Below are 15,313 nucleotides of genomic sequence, written 5' to 3' on the forward strand. Positions count from 1 at the left end.
ATCTCCTGCCGTTCCTTGTCCGTGACCGGGGGTCTACTCTCCGTCGGGGCGCGGGCGACGGGTCGGAACGACGGCAGGGCCGGCGCCGGGGGACGAGAGGCGATCGTATGAACACCGGTCTCGACTATCCGGTCATGGGTTCACCGGACGCGGGCAACACGGCGTGGGTGCTGGCGAGTGCGGCGATGGTGCTGCTGATGACTCCGGGGCTCGCCTTCTTTTACGGCGGCATGGTCCGGGCGAAGAGCGTGCTCAACATGATGATGATGAGCCTGTCGGCCATCGGCGTCGTGTGGGTGCTGTGGGTTCTCTACGGCTATTCGATGGTGTTCGGCGAGAGCAGCCTCGGCGGCTGGATCGGCGACCCCCGGCAGTTCGCCGGCCTGACCGAGCTGGTCGGTGGCACCTACTCCGCCGGCAGCGGCCCGGTGGACATTCCCCTGGTGGGTACCGTTCCCGCGCTGGTGTTCGTGGCGTTCCAGGCCGGGTTCGCCATGGTCACCGTGGCCCTGGTGTCCGGTGCGGTGGCGGATCGGATGCGCTTCGTACCGTGGGTCGTCTTCGCGGGGGTGTGGGCGACGCTGGTGTACTTCCCGGTCGCGCACTGGGTCTTCGCCCTCGACGGTCTGACGGCGCGGACCGGCGGGTGGATCGCGAACGAGTTGAGGGCGATCGACTTCGCCGGTGGTACCGCCGTCGAGATCAACGCCGGCGCCGCCGGACTCGCGCTCGCGGTGGTCGTCGGGAAGCGGCGCGGCTGGCCGCGCGAGGCGATGCGACCGCACAACCTGCCCGCCGTGATGGTGGGCGCGGGCCTGCTGTGGTTCGGCTGGTTCGGCTTCAACGCCGGATCGTCGTTGGCGGCGGACGGTGTCGCCGCAGTGGCCTTGATCAACACGATGGGCGCGGGCGCGGTCTCGATGGTGGCCTGGCTGGTGGTGGAGAAGATTCGCGACGGGAAGGCGACGTCGTTCGGTGCCGCGTCGGGCGTCGTCGCCGGGTTGGTGGCGATCACGCCGTCGTGCACGGCCGTGACGCCGATCGGGGCGCTGGGTGTCGGCGCCGCCGCCGGCGTCGCGTGCGCCCTCGCCATCGGTCTCAAGTACCGCTTCGGTTACGACGACTCGCTCGACGTGGTCGGGGTGCACCTGGTCGGGGGCGTCGTCGGCACCCTCATGATCGGCCTCCTGGCCAGCAGTTCGATGCCGCCCGGCGTCGACGGCCTGCTCTACGGCGGCGGCCTCGCGCAACTCGGCCGTCAGGCCGTCGCGGTCGTCGTCGTCCTCACCTACTCGTTCGTGGTGACGGCGGCCATCGCCGCGGCGGTGAAGCTGACCATCGGGGTCCGAGCGGACCCGCAGCACGAGGTCGACGGGATCGACGAACACGAGCACGCGGAATCCGCGTACGAGTTCGCCTCCACGCACGGCGGCGGCGGACTGTTCGGGAAGACCGCGCCGCCGGCCTGACCCGCGGCGCTCAGCCCCGGTGCGACCGCGCCCAGGAGATCGCGCCGGTGAGCTCGGAAAGGTCGTAGTCCGGCCCGTTCACCCCGACGGTGAAGAGGGTTGCTCCGGCGTCGACGAAGTCCTGCGCGGTGTCCGCGCCCGGCCAGGCCACCGACCGTTCGATCTGCGACACGTCGCGGCCCACGGTCTCGCCGTGCTCGGCGAGGACGCCGGACTTGTGCTTCAGCGCGTCGAGGTCGGCGAAGCTGTGCCAGACGTCCGCGTACTGCGCGACCATCTTGAGCGTCTTCTTCTCGCCGCCGCCACCGATGAGGATCGGAATGTGGCGGGTGGGCGCGGGATTGCCGACGTCGAGGCGATGCGCGATACGGGCGAGGCTCTCGTTCAGCAGCGCCAGGCGGGAGCCGGCGGTGCCGAAGTCGTACCCGAAGTTGTCGTAGTCCTTCTGGTTCCAGCCGGCGCCGATGCCGAGGATCAGCCGCCCGCCGCTGATGTGGTCGACCGTCCGCGCCATGTCGGCCAGCAGGTCCGGATTGCGGTAGCCGCCGCCGGTGACGAGGGCGCCGATCTCCACGTTCGAGGTCTGCTCGGCCCAGGCGCCCAGCATGGTCCAGCACTCGAAGTGGGCGCCGTCGAGGTCGCCGTACAGCGGATAGAAGTGGTCCCAGTTGAAGACGACGTCGACGCCCGCGTCCTCGGCGCGCAGGACCGCATCGCGGATCAGCCCGTAGTCCGGGGCGTGTTGGGGTTGAAGTTGGACTCCGATGCGCACACGAGTGTCGGCCACCCGCCCGACACTAATCCGCCGCGGGCGTCGGCGTCGGAAAGTCGCGCGTCAGCATCACCGGGACCCCGTTGAAGACGGCCGTTCCCGTCACCGGGTCGACGCGGGCCGGGTCGGTGACCTCGTTGACGTTGGGGCCGCCGAGCATCGCGGCGACCGTGAGCCCGTCGCCGCGGTCACGGCCGTACCCGTGCGGGAGGCTGACCACGCCGGGCGCGAGGTCGTCGGCGGCCTCGACCTCCACCGTCACCGAACCGTGCGCCGACGTCAGGACGGCCGCGTCGCCGTCGACGAGACCGCGCGCGGCGAGATCGGCGACGTGGGCCTGGAGGCGGTGGCGCGGTGTGCCTTTCGTCAATCGGGGGAGATTGTTCATCCACGAATTGGTGCTGCGGAGGTGACGACGCCCGATCAGCAGGAGTGCGGCGGGGTCCGGCCGCGCGTCGAGTTCGCCGGCCAGGGTCCGCGCCGCGTCCCCGAAGGTGTGGGGCACCAGGCGGATCCGTCGGTCCGGTGTGCGGAGCCGGGCGGGGAGCGACGACTCCAGCGGGCCCAGGTCGACGCCGTGCGGCGCCTCCCGCAGCGTCCGCAGCGACACCCCGCGTCGCGACGCGGCGAGGAGCAGCCCCAGCGTGCGCATCGGCGTCAGCCGGAGCATGACCCCCCGTAGCCACCACCGTGGGTGGCGTGCGCGCCGCGGGGTCCGCCGTCGCAGGCCGAGGGCGAGGTCGCGATAGATCTCCCAGTCGTGCCGTTCGTCGGCGGACCGGGGAAGGATCGGCCCGTTGACCCGGACGGTGTTACGCACGGCCAGGTGGGCGTGGAAGACGTCGACCTGCTCGCGCTGGACCGCCGAGGTGGGCGGCAGGATCACGTCGGCCAGGCGGGTGGTCTCGGTCCGGTAGGGATCGACGGCGACGACGAAGTCCAGTCCGGCGACGGCGTCGCGAACCCGGTCGCCGCCGGGTGCGGACAACACGGGGTTGCCGGCGATCACCACCAGCGCGCGGATCGGCCGCTCCGGATGGGCGAGTTCCTCGGCGAGCGCGGCACTGGGGAGTTCGCCACCGAACTCCGGCAGGCCGCGGACCCGCGTGCGCCAGCGTCCCGACGCGCCGGCCTCCATGGAGTCGGTGGCCACCAGATCGGCGGCCGGGTGCGGGATCAGGGTGCCGCCCGGCCGGTCGAGGTTGCCCGTGATCGCGTTCAGGACGTGAATCGCCCACTGGCACAACCCACCCCATCGCTGCGTGGACACGCCCATCCGGCCGTGGGCGGCCGCGCGCGGGGCGGCGGCGAAGTCCCGCGCCAGGCGGACGACGGTCTCCGCCGAAACACCGCTGAGCGCCGCGACGCGGTCGGGTGCGAACGGCGCGACGACGGCGGCCAGCTCACCCAGACCGTCGACGTACGACGCGGGTGTCGCCACACCGTCGTCGAGGATCGTGCGGATCATCGCCAGCAGGACGGCCGCGTCGGTGCCCGGGCGGACGATAACGTGCTCGTCCGCGGCGGCGGCCGTCCGGGTGCGGCGCGGGTCCACCACCACGAGGCGGCCGCCCCGCGCGCGGAGGTCGCGCAGCCGCTGCGCGACGTCGGGAACGGCCATCATGCTGCCGTTCGACACCAGCGGGTTGCTCCCGAACAGCAGTAGATGGTCGGTGCGGTCGATGTCCGGAACCGGCGCCAGCAACTGATGTCCGTACAGGGCGCGGTGCACCATCAGATGCGGCCGCGAGTCGAGCGAGGTGGCGGAGAAGACGTTGCGGGTGTTCAGCTCGGGCAGCAGACCGCCGATGCCGTGGGTGAGCCCACCGAGGTTGTGCGCCACCGGGTTTCCCCAGTAGACCGCCACGGCGTCGTGGCCGTGGCGGTCGCGGATGTCGCCCAGTCGGCGGTGCACCAGGGCCAGTGCGTCGTCCCACGACGCCTCGCGCCAGGTGTCCCCCACCCGGATGAGGGGACGGCGCAGACGGTCGGGATCGGTGTGCAGATCACCGAGCGCCGTCGCCTTCGGGCACAGGTGGCCTCGGGACAGCGGATCCTCGGCATCGCCGCGCACGCTCGTGATGCGGCCCGCGGACACGGTGAACTCGAGGCCGCACATGGCCTCGCAGAGCGGGCAGGTGCCGAGGCGACGCGCGGTCTTCCCACCCCCGGCGTTCCCTGCCCCCGTCATGTGCGGTCCCGCCGTCGTCAGAGGTGGGCCATCGCGGTCAGCCGGTCGGCCCATTCGACGCGGGCGGCTCCGATGCGCCGCAACGTGCGCGTGTAGCGCGGCAGCATCTCCGCCGGTCGATACCGGGCGGCGTCGACCAGCCACTCTCCGGCGTCCTCCGCCGACAGGGTCGGAACGTCCCGGTAGCGCGCGGTCGGCTCGATCATCGGGGTACGGATCAAGGGGAAGTAGACGGTGGTGACGCCGACTCCGGTGCGCGCCAACTCGATCGCGATGCTGCGGCCGAACATCGACAACGCACTCTTCGATCCCGCGTACGCGGAGAACTTGGGCATCGCCCCGCCGGGAACACCCCAGGTGGAGACGTTGACGAAGTGCCCGCTGCCCCGCTCCACCATGGCCGGCGCGAAGCCCAGCGTCAGCTGGACCGGGGCGAAGTAGTTGATGGCCGCGGTGCGTCGGTAGTCGTGGAGCCGGTCGGTCGAGTCGAGCATGCGGCGCCGGATGGAGCGGCCCGCGTTGTTCACCACGACGTCGGGGGCACCGAACTCGGCCAGGACCTTCTCGATCAGCCGGGCGGCGTCGTCCTCGTCGGCCAGATCCGCGGTCAGCGCGACGGCCGACCCACCGGCGTCGACGATCTCGCGCCTGATCTCGTCGAGAGGCTCGGCCGACCGCGCCACCAGCAGCACCGTGGCGCCCTCCTCGCCGAACCGGCGAGCCGCCGCAGCACCGATACCGGACGACGCCCCGGTGACCAGCACCGTCGAGCCCTCGAGCGTGTGCCCACGCGCGATCAGCTCGAACACTGGACGCGGCCGCTGCAGACCGGCACGGTCGAATCGTGCGGCTCCCCGCCGATACGTGCCGGTCACGGCCCCCCACACGTCCATCGCACTTCCCTTCCACCCCGACGGCGAACCCCGTCACGTCCCGGTTCGACCGACCGAGGTTAGCCCACGCGGACGTCGTTGCGGCCGTAGATGCACCGCAGGACGAACGCCGCCTCGGGCCCCACCACCCGATCGAGAAGGTCGAGCAGCCGTGCCGTGAACTCCGGTCCGTGAGCGGCGTGGGGGGTGGTCTCCGGATCGCGATCCTCGAGGTGGTGGGCGATCTCGTGCAACACCACCAGTTCCCGCATGGCCCACGCGTGACCGGCGACGTGCAGCGGCACCGCGATGACGGCCGCGTCGTGCTCGTAGTGCGCGGCGCCCTGGCCGGCGCGGGCGCGGACCCGGCAGCGGCGCGATGCCCGGGGGTAGCGACGGCGGACGTCCTCCAGGGCGAGCACAGCGTCGACGTAGGTCTGCACCGAGTCGATCGAGGCGAACCGACGCTCGATCGGCAGGGTCACCGTCGAGCCGGCAATCTCCACCGACCGGCCCGCCTCCGCGGCGTCGGCACGATCGATCATGGTGCGCAGCAACGTTTCCGACTCGTACACACGAGCGCGTTGCGAGTCGCGGACGGGCACCGCGACTCAGCGATCGATCGCCCCGCGCGGAGATCCGAGCTCCGCGTCGGTCCCGAGCCGCGCCCGCCGTCCGGCGTGGTCCCCGGCGCGTCGAGCGGCGCGCGAGAAACTGGTGGGTGCGGCATTGCCCCGCCACCGGCCGCGTGCCGTCGACGTGCTGCGGTAGAAGTCGGTGAGGGCGAGATCCTTGTCGCGCAACGCCAGCGCCGTGCCCGTAGTGGCGTCCGCCGTCCGCACCGCCTCGGCGGTGATCTCCTCCTTCACCGCCGCGAGCCGCGCGCCGATCCGATCGGCGAACGCGGACTGGAACTCGATCCGCGCCGTGACCGCGGCGAGCGGCTTGCGTTCTACCCGCGCACGGCCGTACGCGGGCCGCACCACGCGGTCGACCGTGGCCTCGCGGTAAGCGCCGGAGGCGATGTACGCGTCGGACGCGCGGACCATCTGCACGACGAGCGACGCGTAGAGCGCCTGCGTGGTGTCGATGTCGGACGCGAAACCGTAGGCGTAGACCTGAGTGGACGTGGACAGCACGTCGCACGTGACGTCGTTGGCCGCGGCGATGGCGACGAACAGCCGCACGTAGGTCTTCAGGCCCCGCTTGCCGCGCTCCCCGATCTCGACCGTGCGCTGCACCGGACCGCTGCGCGACTGCCCCGCGGCGGTGTGCGACCGCGCGACCGCGAGATCGATCGACGCGGCGGTGGCCAGCCGCTGGGCCGCCTCCATGAACGCCTCGGCCTCGTGCGGATTGTCCGTGGACTCCGCCTGCCTGAGCAGCCCCCCGATACGGGTGAGCATCCTGTCCTGACTCACGTCGGCGACAGTACGCCCGGACGGCGACAGGCCCCCGGTCGTGGACCGGGGGCCTGTGGATGAATTCGTGGAGCCGGGAACGTCAGTCGTCGGCACCGATGATGAACGCCTCGAGCTGCGCCCGAGCGGTGTCGTCGGCCATCTGCTCCGGCGGGCTCTTCATCAGGTACGCCGAGGCCGGCAGGATCGGGCCGCCGAGGCCGCGGTCCTTGGCGATCTTCGCCGCACGCACGGCGTCGATGATGATGCCGGCGGAGTTGGGCGAGTCCCACACCTCGAGCTTGTACTCGAGGTTCAGCGGCACGTCACCGAAGGCGCGTCCCTCGAGGCGGACGTAGGCCCACTTGCGGTCGTCGAGCCACTCGACGTGGTCCGACGGGCCGATGTGCACGTTCCGGTCCGAGATCTTGTCGGCCAGCGAACCGGTGAGGTTCGAGGTGACGGCCTGGGTCTTCGAGACCTTCTTGGACTCCAGACGCTCGCGCTCGAGCATGTTCTTGAAGTCCATGTTGCCGCCGACGTTCAGCTGGTACGTGCGATCGAGAGCGACACCGCGATCCTCGAACAGCTTCGCCATCACCCGGTGGGTGATGGTGGCGCCGACCTGGCTCTTGATGTCGTCGCCGACGATCGGGACACCGGCGTCGGCGAACTTCTTCGCCCAGACGGGGTCGGAGGCGATGAAGACGGGGAGCGCGTTGACGAAGGCGACGCCCGCGTCGATGGCGGCCTGCGCGTAGAACTTGTCGGCCTCGTCCGAGCCGACCGGGAGGTAGGAGACGAGCACGTCGACCTGTGCGTCACGCAGCGCCTGCGCCACGTCGACCGGCTCGGCGTCGGAGAGCTCGATGGTCTCGGAGTAGTACTTGCCGATGCCGTCCAGGGTCGGTCCGCGCTGGACCGAGACGTCCGTCGGCGGCACGTCGGCGATCTTGATGGTGTTGTTCTCGCTGGCGAAGATGGCCTCGGAGAGGTCGAAACCGACCTTCTTCGCGTCCACGTCGAACGCGGCGACGAACTCGACGTCGCGGACGTGGTAGCGGCCGAACTTCACGTGCATGAGGCCGGGAACGGTGGCGTTCTCGTCGGCGTCCTTGTAGTACTGCACGCCCTGAACGAGGGACGACGCGCAGTTGCCCACGCCCACAATGGCCACGCGCACCGCAGTGCTGTTGTCACTCATGGTCGGGATCTCCTTTGCTTTCGTGTCGGCGGGTCGAGGTGTCGGTGGGGGCCGCATCTCGGTGCCCGGGTACCGCGACCGGGGGGTCGGTCGCGGGTGCGGACGGCGGACCCTCCGAGCTGATCGCCAGTGCCTCGGCAGCGATCAGTTCGTTGAGCCACCGCACTTCGCGCTCACTCGACTCGAGGCCGAGTTGATGCAATCCGCGCGTGTATCTGTCCACCGGCCCGGTTGCTCGGCCGATGGCGTCGCGAAGCCCTTCCCGGCGCTCCTCGACCTGACGTCGCCGACCTTCGAGAATTCGCATCCGCGCCTCGGCGGGGGTGCGTCCGAAGAAGGCCAGGTGAACGCCGAATCCATCATCGGTGTAGTTCTGCGGACCGGTGTCGGCGACGAGTTCGGTGAACCGTTCTCGGCCGGCGGGAGTGAGCTCGTAGACCCGGCGCGCCCGGCGGACGGTGCCGCCCGACGCCTGGTTCTCCACGATCAGTCCGTCCGCCTGCATGCGGCGCAGGGTCGGATAGAGCGAACCGTAGGAGAAGGCCCGGAACGCACCGAGCAGGCCGGTGAGTCGTTTCCGGAGCTCGTACCCGTGCATCGGAGAGTCGAGGAGCAGCCCGAGAACAGCCAGTTCCAGCACGGCCCGTCCCCCTTCCCGTCCGATGGTTCGTCCACCTCCGCAGTGATGACTCGTCGATCATAGCTCTCGTATGTATCGGGCCGATACATACGGGTACGCGTAACTCACCGAGACAGGAACAAGTACCCCGTCTCGCCGGAACCCAATCAGCGGTTCGGGCATGCCGGGCTGCACAGAAGTCGGCCCGATCGACGGAATCCCGTCGATCGGGCCGAGTCGTGGACGCTCACGCCCGCTCGATCAGTCCGGCAGCACCGCCACCACGGCCCCCGCCGGGTCCACCACCACGGTGCCGACGCCGTCCCCCCGCGCATCGACCACGTCGAGACGGATCTCCGGGGTGCCGAAGTTCCGCAGATTCACGGTGTCGACCACGCCGTCCGGTCGGCCGAGGGAGGTGGGTGCCCCGGCGAGGTGGCCGGCGAGAGCGTCGACGTTCAGCGTGGTCCAGTCGAGGGTGCGTTCGCTGTCGGAGGGCTCCGAGGTCGAGTCCGACGGGTCGAACCCGCCCATGACGTTGACCTGCTGCTGCCGTCCGTTCTCCACCGGACGCGTGACGGAGGCGCGTCCGTCGCCGAGGTCGACGTACATCGAGTAAATCTCCGGGGACCCGAAGCGCTGGATCCACCGCTCGCGGAAGTCGGCGAGCCCCGCGGCGGTGTCGAACACGAACGGCTGCGCGACGATCGGCGAGACGTCGGGCGGTAGGTCGGGGGCCGGTGCCACGGCGACGGGTGCGCTGGTCGGGGCGGGATCCTCGTCGCGCCCGAGCAGCCACCCGCCGACCGCGACCGCCGCGGCGGCGGCGACCACCAGGGGCCACCGCCTTCGCGGTCCACGCGTCCGCCGGGGCGTCTCGGGCTCGGGCAGCGGGACGTCCGACTGCAGGTCCGAGACGAGCGCGTGCAGGTCGCCCACCGTCCGGGCGGACCGCGCCGACGCGCTGCGCGCCCGGTGCTCGTCGAACGTCAGCTGACCGTCGGCGTACGCACGGTCGAGCGCGGTCGCCGTCACCGCCCGGTCGACGTCACGCGCCCGCAGGTCCGATCGCGGCGTGGTCATCGCTCGGCCTCCCTCACTCGTCCGGATCGAACCGGTCGACGTACACGAACGCGCCGTCCGGGCCGGCCGTGAAGTAGCCGTCCTCGTTGTCGTCGTTGCTCGCATGGAGCATCACGCGCGGGCCGGAGTCGTCGGCGCCGAGGGAGAAGTACATCGAGTCGATGCGGTCGAGATTCAGCGACTCCGACGCGCCGGCCACCAGCCCGCCGAGCACCTCCGGCCGGAACACGGCCAGGTCGACGGCGACGGTGTCCGACGATCGGTCGCCGGCGAAGCCGTCCCGCCATTCCCCGTCGCGGTAGGTGTACGAGACGTCCTTGCGCGGCGCGTCGGGATCCTGGACGTCGACGATGACGTAGTCCGGATAGAACAGCACCGAATCGACCGTCGTGGTGCCGGTCCGCGTCGGGACGGCGGCGAGCACGTCGGCGATGGCCTGCGGGGCGAGGTAGCCGGCCGACCCGTAGACCGACGTCGGATCGTCGCTGCGAACGTAGGCCCGGATGCCGGCCGCGATCCCGACGATCGTCAGGATCACCACCAGGACGGCGACGGCCACGACGACGAGGACGCCGCGTCCCGACACGGCGCCGGGCGGCAGGGCTCGGGGCAGCACGACCGGCGCGAGCCGCGAGTTGCCCTGCAGATCGTCGACGAGGTCGTGGAGGTCCCCCAGGGTCCGGGCGTCGGTGGCCAGCCCGATGCGCAGGGCATGTTCCTCGGCATCGAGTTGCCCGTCGTCGCGCGCCCGGTCGAGTTCGGCGCAGGCGTCCACGCGGTCCTGGTCGCGGGCCCTCGTACCCGCAGGTCGGCCGATCGCCACGCGGAGATACTACGACCGAGCGGCGGTCTCAGTCGAAGGTCGTGACGTCGAGATACAGCGGGAGTTCGCCGGTCCGACGCCCGGTCTCGGTGGTGGACGTGGGCACGGGTCCACCCGTGCGCTCGAGTTCCTCGATGCTGTCGTCGCCGACCACCTGACCGGTGAGGTCGAACGCGGTGAACACGAACGGCAGTCCGTTGGACGCGAGGGGGTCGGGCCCGTCCATGACGTGGAAGTGCAGGTGCGCCGACGACGAGTTGCCCGAGTTGCCGAGCTTCGCGATCGACTGTCCCCGGGTGAGCGAATCCCCCGGCTGCACCGTGATCGATCCCGGCTGCAGGTGCGCGTACAGCGCGTAGTTGCCGTTGCCGAGGTCCTGCACCACGTGGTTGCCCGCGTACTCGGTGACCTTCAGGCCGCTGGGGTTGCTGCCGGGCGTCTGTTCGGGCAGGTCGTCGACCACCGCGACCACCGGCCCGTCCCCAGCGGCGAGGATGTCGGCGCCGAAGTAGGGATAGGACTCGTTCCGTGTCGGATCTCCGACGTAGAGCTTGCCGTCGGCGTCGAGTTGCACGTAGTCGATCGCGAAGCGTTCGGCGGCCCAGAACTGCCCGGCCAGCGGACTGACGGCCCCGCGGTGCGCCGAGACCACGCAGCACCCGTTGCCGTCGAGCCACCCCGGACCGCGCACCGGCGGGGCGACCTCGATCGGGGTGCGCGTCGAGACGGCGACGGGCGCGACGGTCTCGGTGATCGTCTCGGGAAGCAGCGGGTCGGACGGCGTCTCCGGAACCACCGTCAGGACGTGCTCGAGCGACGTCGGCGCCGTCGCACCCTCGTCCAGCGCGACGTCCAGCCACAATCGGCCGGCCTGGCCGGGACCGAAGGTGGCCGTCGGCTCGGGTTGCCCGAACACCCGCATCCACTGGGGAAGCGCCTCGGCGTCCAGGGTCAGCAATTCCTCGCCGTCGGCGCGCACGACGGCCTCGCGCACCGTCATGTTCTGCGAGGTGGCGTTGGTCAGTTCCACCTCGTAGACGAGATGGGTTCGGCCGTCGGTGGCCGGGACGGGGACCGGCTCGTGCAGCACCGAGCCGACGACGGGTGTGATCGTCACCTCCGCGGCGGACGCCGCGGCCGAGGCGGTGGCCGACGACGCGGACGCGGTGGTGCTCGATGCGGTGGTGCTCGATGCGGTGGAGTTCTCGGACGGAGTGACGGACGACTCGGTCCCACAGGCGACGAGGAGAATCCCCGCCACGGCGACATACCCTGCCGCCAGAGGGTGACGACCCCTGGTGAACATGGCGAACAGTGTGCGCCACCAGCGGCGAACCCGGGTCGGAACGATCGGTCCGATCGTCGATTCATCCGGTCGACGGACGCGGACCCGGGGTCCGTCACGGACCGGCAGCGACGGGGCGCACGTACTCTGGACGTCGTGCGATTCGAACGGCAGGTGGTGGACTACGCGTTGCAGCGCAAGTCGCTGCTCGCCGAGGTGTACTCGGGTCGCACCGCCGTCGCCCAGGTCTGTGATGCGGATCCCTACCTGCTGCGTGCGGCCAAGTTCCACGGGCGCCCCTCCACGGTGGCCTGCCCGATCTGCCGCAAGGAACAGCTCACCCTCGTGTCCTGGGTGTTCGGGGAGAAGTTGGGCCAGATGAACGGCTCCGCGCGATCCGCCGAGGACCTGGGCCGACTGGCCGCCACGCAGGAGGAATTCTCCGTGCACGTGGTCGAGGTCTGCCGTACGTGCAGTTGGAACCATCTCGTCCAGTCGTATGTACTGGGCAGTGCACCGGCCCCCACCCGCCCTCGCACCCGTAGTACCGGCCGTCGCCGCACGGCCAGCGAGTGACCGGGAGAGGTGATCGGCGGTACCGTCCGCCGAGAACCGACGGGCGGGCACCCCAGCCGGGACCCGCTCGCGCTCAGCGGACAACCGACGCCGACGTCCTCGTCGTGCGTCCCGACAGTGGAGTACGTCAGTGACCACCCCCTACGACGGGTCCCGCGACGACGGGGCCGGCGCGGGTAACGACCGTCCTCGCAGCGACGGCCCGGGCTACGACGACCGCTACCGCGACGACCGCGACGACTACCGGCCGCGTCACCAGCTGCCCGACGACCAGCCGCCGCGTCCCCCGATGCCGCCCCGGCGGGGCGACGGCCCGGGGCAGTACCGCGGGTCGTACGGCCCCCCGCCGCAGGGGCGCCCGCCGCAGGGTCCGCCTCAGGGCCCGCCGCCGCAGTACCGGGCGCCGCGTCCGGCGTACGGGACCGGGGAGACACCACCGAGGTACGACGACGGCTACCGCGCGCGCCCGGCCGGCCCGCCGCGGGGGCCACGTCGGTACGACGACACCGGATACATCGCGGGCGCCGGTGCGGTGGGGGGCGCCGGTGCGGCGGGAGCCGCGTACTCGCAGGCCCGCCCGCCTCGCGACGACGCCCCGACGTCCGGTTACGGACGCGGCGAGTACGACCGTGACGACAGGGCCCCGTCCGGCCGTGACGACAGGGCCGCGTCCGGCCGTGACGAGGACAGCTCCCGGTCCGGTGGAGGACCCACCGAACCGCCATCAGGAGGTAGGACCACGAAGACCGCGAAGAAGTCCCCCTGGCGCACCGTGCGACGCACGGCCTACGCCCTGGTCGCGCTCGGACTGATCGTGCCGATCCTCGCGTTCATGGTGGCGTACGTGATCGAGGACGTCCCACGTCCCGGTGACATCAAGACCAACCAGGTGGCCACGATCCTGGCGTCCGACGGGACGTCCGTCCTCGGCACCGTGGTGCCGCCGGAGGGCAACCGCACCGACGTCGAGATCGGCCAGATCCCCGAGCACGTCCGCAACGCGGTGCTGTCCGCGGAGGACCGGGACTTCTACTCCAACCCGGGCTTCTCCGTGTCCGGCTTCGCGCGCGCCGCGCGGGACAACGTCCTGGGCCGCGACAGCGCCGGCGGCGGCTCCACCATCACCCAGCAGTACGTGAAGAACGCGCTGGTCGGGTCGGAGCGCACGCTCACCCGCAAGATGCGGGAGCTGGTCATCTCCTCGAAGATGGCCCGGCAGTGGACCAAGGACGACATCCTCGCCGCCTACCTCAACACCATCTACTTCGGTCGCGGCGCGTACGGCATCGCCGCCGCGTCCAAGGCGTACTTCGACAAGCCCGTCGAGGCGCTCAGCGTCGAGGAGGGCGCGGTGCTGGCCGCGATCATCCAGCAGCCCTCGGGTCTCGATCCGGAGAACAATCCGGTCGGTGCCCAGAGCCGATGGAACTACGTGCTCGACGGCATGGTGACCATGGGTGCGCTCGACCAGGGCGCACGGTCGGCCATGCAGTACCCCGCCACCCGGCCGCTGGCGTCCGTCAACAGCGGCGACGCCACCGACGCGGGCCCCAACGGGTTGATCAAGACGCAGGTGTTGCGCGAGCTGTCGTCGTCGGGCATCAGCGAGCAGGACCTGAACACGGCCGGGCTGCAGATCACCACCACGATCGACCCGCAGGACCAGCAGGCCGCGATCGACGCCGTGAACAGCAACATGGAGGGCGAGCCGTCGGAGTTGCGGACGGCGTCGGTGTCCATCGATCCGCGCACGGGTGCGGTGAAGTCGTACTACGGCGGGGCCGACGGCCGCGGCTTCGACTTCGCGCAGTCCGGTCTGCAGACCGGCTCGTCGTTCAAGGTGTTCGGTCTCGCCGCAGCGCTCGACCAGGGCATCCCGCTGTCGCAGATGTACGACAGCTCCCCGCTCACCGTCAACGGCATCTCCATCGGCAACGTCGAGGGCGAGTCCTGCGGTACGTGCACCATCGCCGAAGCGCTCAAGCGCTCGTTGAACACGAGCTTCTATCGCCTGCAGCTGGGTCTCGACGGCGGCCCGCAGGCCGTCGCCGACATGGCGCACCGGCTCGGTATTCCGGAAGAGGTCGAGGGCATCGGACCCACGCTCACCGAGCCGAACGGCGCCGGACCCAACAACGGCATCATCCTGGGCCAGTACCAGTCGCGCGTGATCGACATGGCCAGCGCGTACGCGACCCTGGCCGCGTCGGGCACCTACCACGCACCGCACTTCGTGCAGCGCGTCGTCACCGCCGACGGCACCGTCCTGCTCGACCGCGGCACCGAGCCCGGCGAGCAGCGGGTCGACCCGAACGTCGCGGACAACGTGACCGCCGCCATGCGGCCCATCGCCGGCTACTCCAACGGCCACAACCTCGCCGGCGGGCGGCCGTCGGCCGCCAAGACGGGCACCGCGCAGCTCGGCGACACCGGGGAGAACAAGGACGCGTGGATGGTCGGATACACCCCCTCGCTCGCGACCGCGGTCTGGGTGGGCACCGAGCAGGGCCTGCCGCTGCGCAACGTCTACGGCGGGCCGATCTACGGATCCGGTCTGCCCTCGGACATCTGGAAGGACACCCTCGACGGGTCGCTCGAGGGCACCGAGGTCGAGTCGTTCCCCGCCCCGGGAGCGATCGCCGGGCAGGCCGGTGTGCCGCAGTACTCCGCGCCGGCCCCGACGCGGGCGCCGGTGGCCACCACGTCCGAAGCGCCGTCCGCACCGCCCACGACGGAGGCTCCGCCCCCGCAGGTCGTCGTCCCCTCCCAGGTCGAGATCCTGCCGGGTATCACCATTCCGGTACCCGGACTCGCACCGGCGGCCACGACCACCGCGCCGGGTGCGGAACCGGGTGCCGGTGCCGGTGGAGGCACCGGAGCGGGTGAGGGCACAGGCGGTGGTGCCGGTGCCGGTGCGGGTGCCGAAGGTGGCGCCGGTGCCGGTGCGGGCCAACCGCCGGCCGCGTCGCCCGGCGGCTAGGGGTGACCAGTTCGGCCGGTCCGGAGGCCGGTCGTGGGG

13 protein-coding genes are annotated in these 15,313 nt (G+C 71.2%); 3 read left to right on the forward strand and 10 right to left on the reverse strand.

Annotated features, from left to right (window positions below; genetic code table 11):
• The first annotated feature begins 107 nt into the window (after positions 1 to 107).
• On the forward strand, positions 108 to 1,469 hold the full coding sequence (locus tag A3Q40_RS18670) for an ammonium transporter (protein ID WP_068104482.1): 1,362 nt from the start codon (positions 108 to 110) through the stop codon (positions 1,467 to 1,469).
• 10 nt (positions 1,470 to 1,479) lie between these two features.
• On the opposite strand, the gene A3Q40_RS18675 is transcribed toward A3Q40_RS18670, so the two are convergent.
• The 10 genes from A3Q40_RS18675 to A3Q40_RS18720 all read right to left on the reverse strand — a co-directional run bounded on the left by A3Q40_RS18675 (position 1,480) and on the right by A3Q40_RS18720 (position 11,694).
• Positions 1,480 to 2,256 (reverse strand): LLM class F420-dependent oxidoreductase, encoded by a 777-nt coding sequence (locus A3Q40_RS18675; RefSeq protein ID WP_068104484.1) that lies wholly within the window; start codon positions 2,254 to 2,256, stop codon positions 1,480 to 1,482.
• A gap of 10 nt (positions 2,257 to 2,266) precedes the next feature.
• Positions 2,267 to 4,432 carry a molybdopterin-dependent oxidoreductase gene (locus tag A3Q40_RS18680; protein ID WP_068104486.1) on the reverse strand — a complete coding sequence of 722 codons (2,166 nt, stop codon included), beginning with the start codon at positions 4,430 to 4,432 and terminating at the stop codon, positions 2,267 to 2,269.
• Positions 4,433 to 4,449: 17 nt separating this feature from the next.
• On the reverse strand, positions 4,450 to 5,325 hold the full coding sequence (locus A3Q40_RS18685) for an SDR family NAD(P)-dependent oxidoreductase (protein WP_082834012.1): 876 nt from the start codon (positions 5,323 to 5,325) through the stop codon (positions 4,450 to 4,452).
• Positions 5,326 to 5,384: 59 nt separating this feature from the next.
• The gene (locus A3Q40_RS18690) at positions 5,385 to 5,849 is read right to left on the reverse strand and encodes a TIGR04338 family metallohydrolase (RefSeq protein ID WP_235606365.1); all 465 of its coding nucleotides are present in this window, start codon (positions 5,847 to 5,849) and stop codon (positions 5,385 to 5,387) included.
• 66 nt (positions 5,850 to 5,915) lie between these two features.
• Positions 5,916 to 6,725, reverse strand: coding sequence for a DUF2786 domain-containing protein (locus A3Q40_RS18695; RefSeq protein WP_068104490.1), 810 nt, complete (start codon positions 6,723 to 6,725; stop codon positions 5,916 to 5,918).
• Positions 6,726 to 6,807: 82 nt separating this feature from the next.
• A complete protein-coding gene (locus A3Q40_RS18700) occupies positions 6,808 to 7,908 on the reverse strand; it encodes an inositol-3-phosphate synthase (protein WP_068104492.1) in 1,101 nt (366 codons plus the stop codon).
• Positions 7,901 to 8,548, reverse strand: coding sequence for a PadR family transcriptional regulator (locus A3Q40_RS18705; RefSeq protein ID WP_082834013.1), 648 nt, complete (start codon positions 8,546 to 8,548; stop codon positions 7,901 to 7,903). Before A3Q40_RS18705 ends, A3Q40_RS18700 begins: the two co-directional genes overlap by 8 nt.
• A gap of 240 nt (positions 8,549 to 8,788) precedes the next feature.
• Positions 8,789 to 9,610 (reverse strand): DUF1707 SHOCT-like domain-containing protein, encoded by an 822-nt coding sequence (locus tag A3Q40_RS18710; RefSeq protein ID WP_068104494.1) that lies wholly within the window; start codon positions 9,608 to 9,610, stop codon positions 8,789 to 8,791.
• A gap of 13 nt (positions 9,611 to 9,623) precedes the next feature.
• The gene (locus A3Q40_RS18715; RefSeq protein WP_082834015.1) at positions 9,624 to 10,433 is read right to left on the reverse strand and encodes a DUF1707 SHOCT-like domain-containing protein; all 810 of its coding nucleotides are present in this window, start codon (positions 10,431 to 10,433) and stop codon (positions 9,624 to 9,626) included.
• Between the two features lie 28 nt (positions 10,434 to 10,461).
• On the reverse strand, positions 10,462 to 11,694 hold the full coding sequence (locus A3Q40_RS18720; protein ID WP_235606366.1) for a M23 family metallopeptidase: 1,233 nt from the start codon (positions 11,692 to 11,694) through the stop codon (positions 10,462 to 10,464).
• A gap of 180 nt (positions 11,695 to 11,874) precedes the next feature.
• Between A3Q40_RS18720 and A3Q40_RS18725 the strand changes: the two genes are divergently transcribed.
• Together A3Q40_RS18725 and A3Q40_RS18730 are read left to right on the forward strand one after the other, a co-directional pair.
• Positions 11,875 to 12,294 carry a DUF5318 domain-containing protein gene (locus A3Q40_RS18725; RefSeq protein ID WP_068104497.1) on the forward strand — a complete coding sequence of 140 codons (420 nt, stop codon included), beginning with the start codon at positions 11,875 to 11,877 and terminating at the stop codon, positions 12,292 to 12,294.
• Between the two features lie 289 nt (positions 12,295 to 12,583).
• Positions 12,584 to 15,274 (forward strand): transglycosylase domain-containing protein, encoded by a 2,691-nt coding sequence (locus tag A3Q40_RS18730; protein ID WP_157889755.1) that lies wholly within the window; start codon positions 12,584 to 12,586, stop codon positions 15,272 to 15,274.
• The last annotated feature ends 39 nt before the right edge of the window (positions 15,275 to 15,313 follow it).

Source organism: Rhodococcus sp. PBTS 1 (assembly GCF_001620025.1).
Taxonomy (GTDB): domain Bacteria; phylum Actinomycetota; class Actinomycetes; order Mycobacteriales; family Mycobacteriaceae; genus Rhodococcoides; species Rhodococcoides kroppenstedtii.

Bases quoted from the DNA above. Each gene is read 5' to 3' on its own strand.
- A3Q40_RS18670 (WP_068104482.1), top strand. From the start codon at position 108: ATGAACACCGGTCTCGACTATCCGGTCATGGGTTCACCGGACGCGGGC.
- A3Q40_RS18680 (WP_068104486.1), bottom strand. From the start codon at position 4,432: ATGACGGGGGCAGGGAACGCCGGGGGTGGGAAGACCGCGCGTCGCCTC.
- A3Q40_RS18685 (WP_082834012.1), bottom strand. From the start codon at position 5,325: ATGGACGTGTGGGGGGCCGTGACCGGCACGTATCGGCGGGGAGCCGCA.
- A3Q40_RS18690 (WP_235606365.1), bottom strand. From the start codon at position 5,849: ATGATCGATCGTGCCGACGCCGCGGAGGCGGGCCGGTCGGTGGAGATT.
- A3Q40_RS18700 (WP_068104492.1), bottom strand. From the start codon at position 7,908: ATGAGTGACAACAGCACTGCGGTGCGCGTGGCCATTGTGGGCGTGGGC.
- A3Q40_RS18710 (WP_068104494.1), bottom strand. From the start codon at position 9,610: ATGACCACGCCGCGATCGGACCTGCGGGCGCGTGACGTCGACCGGGCG.
- A3Q40_RS18730 (WP_157889755.1), top strand. From the start codon at position 12,584: ATGCCGCCCCGGCGGGGCGACGGCCCGGGGCAGTACCGCGGGTCGTAC.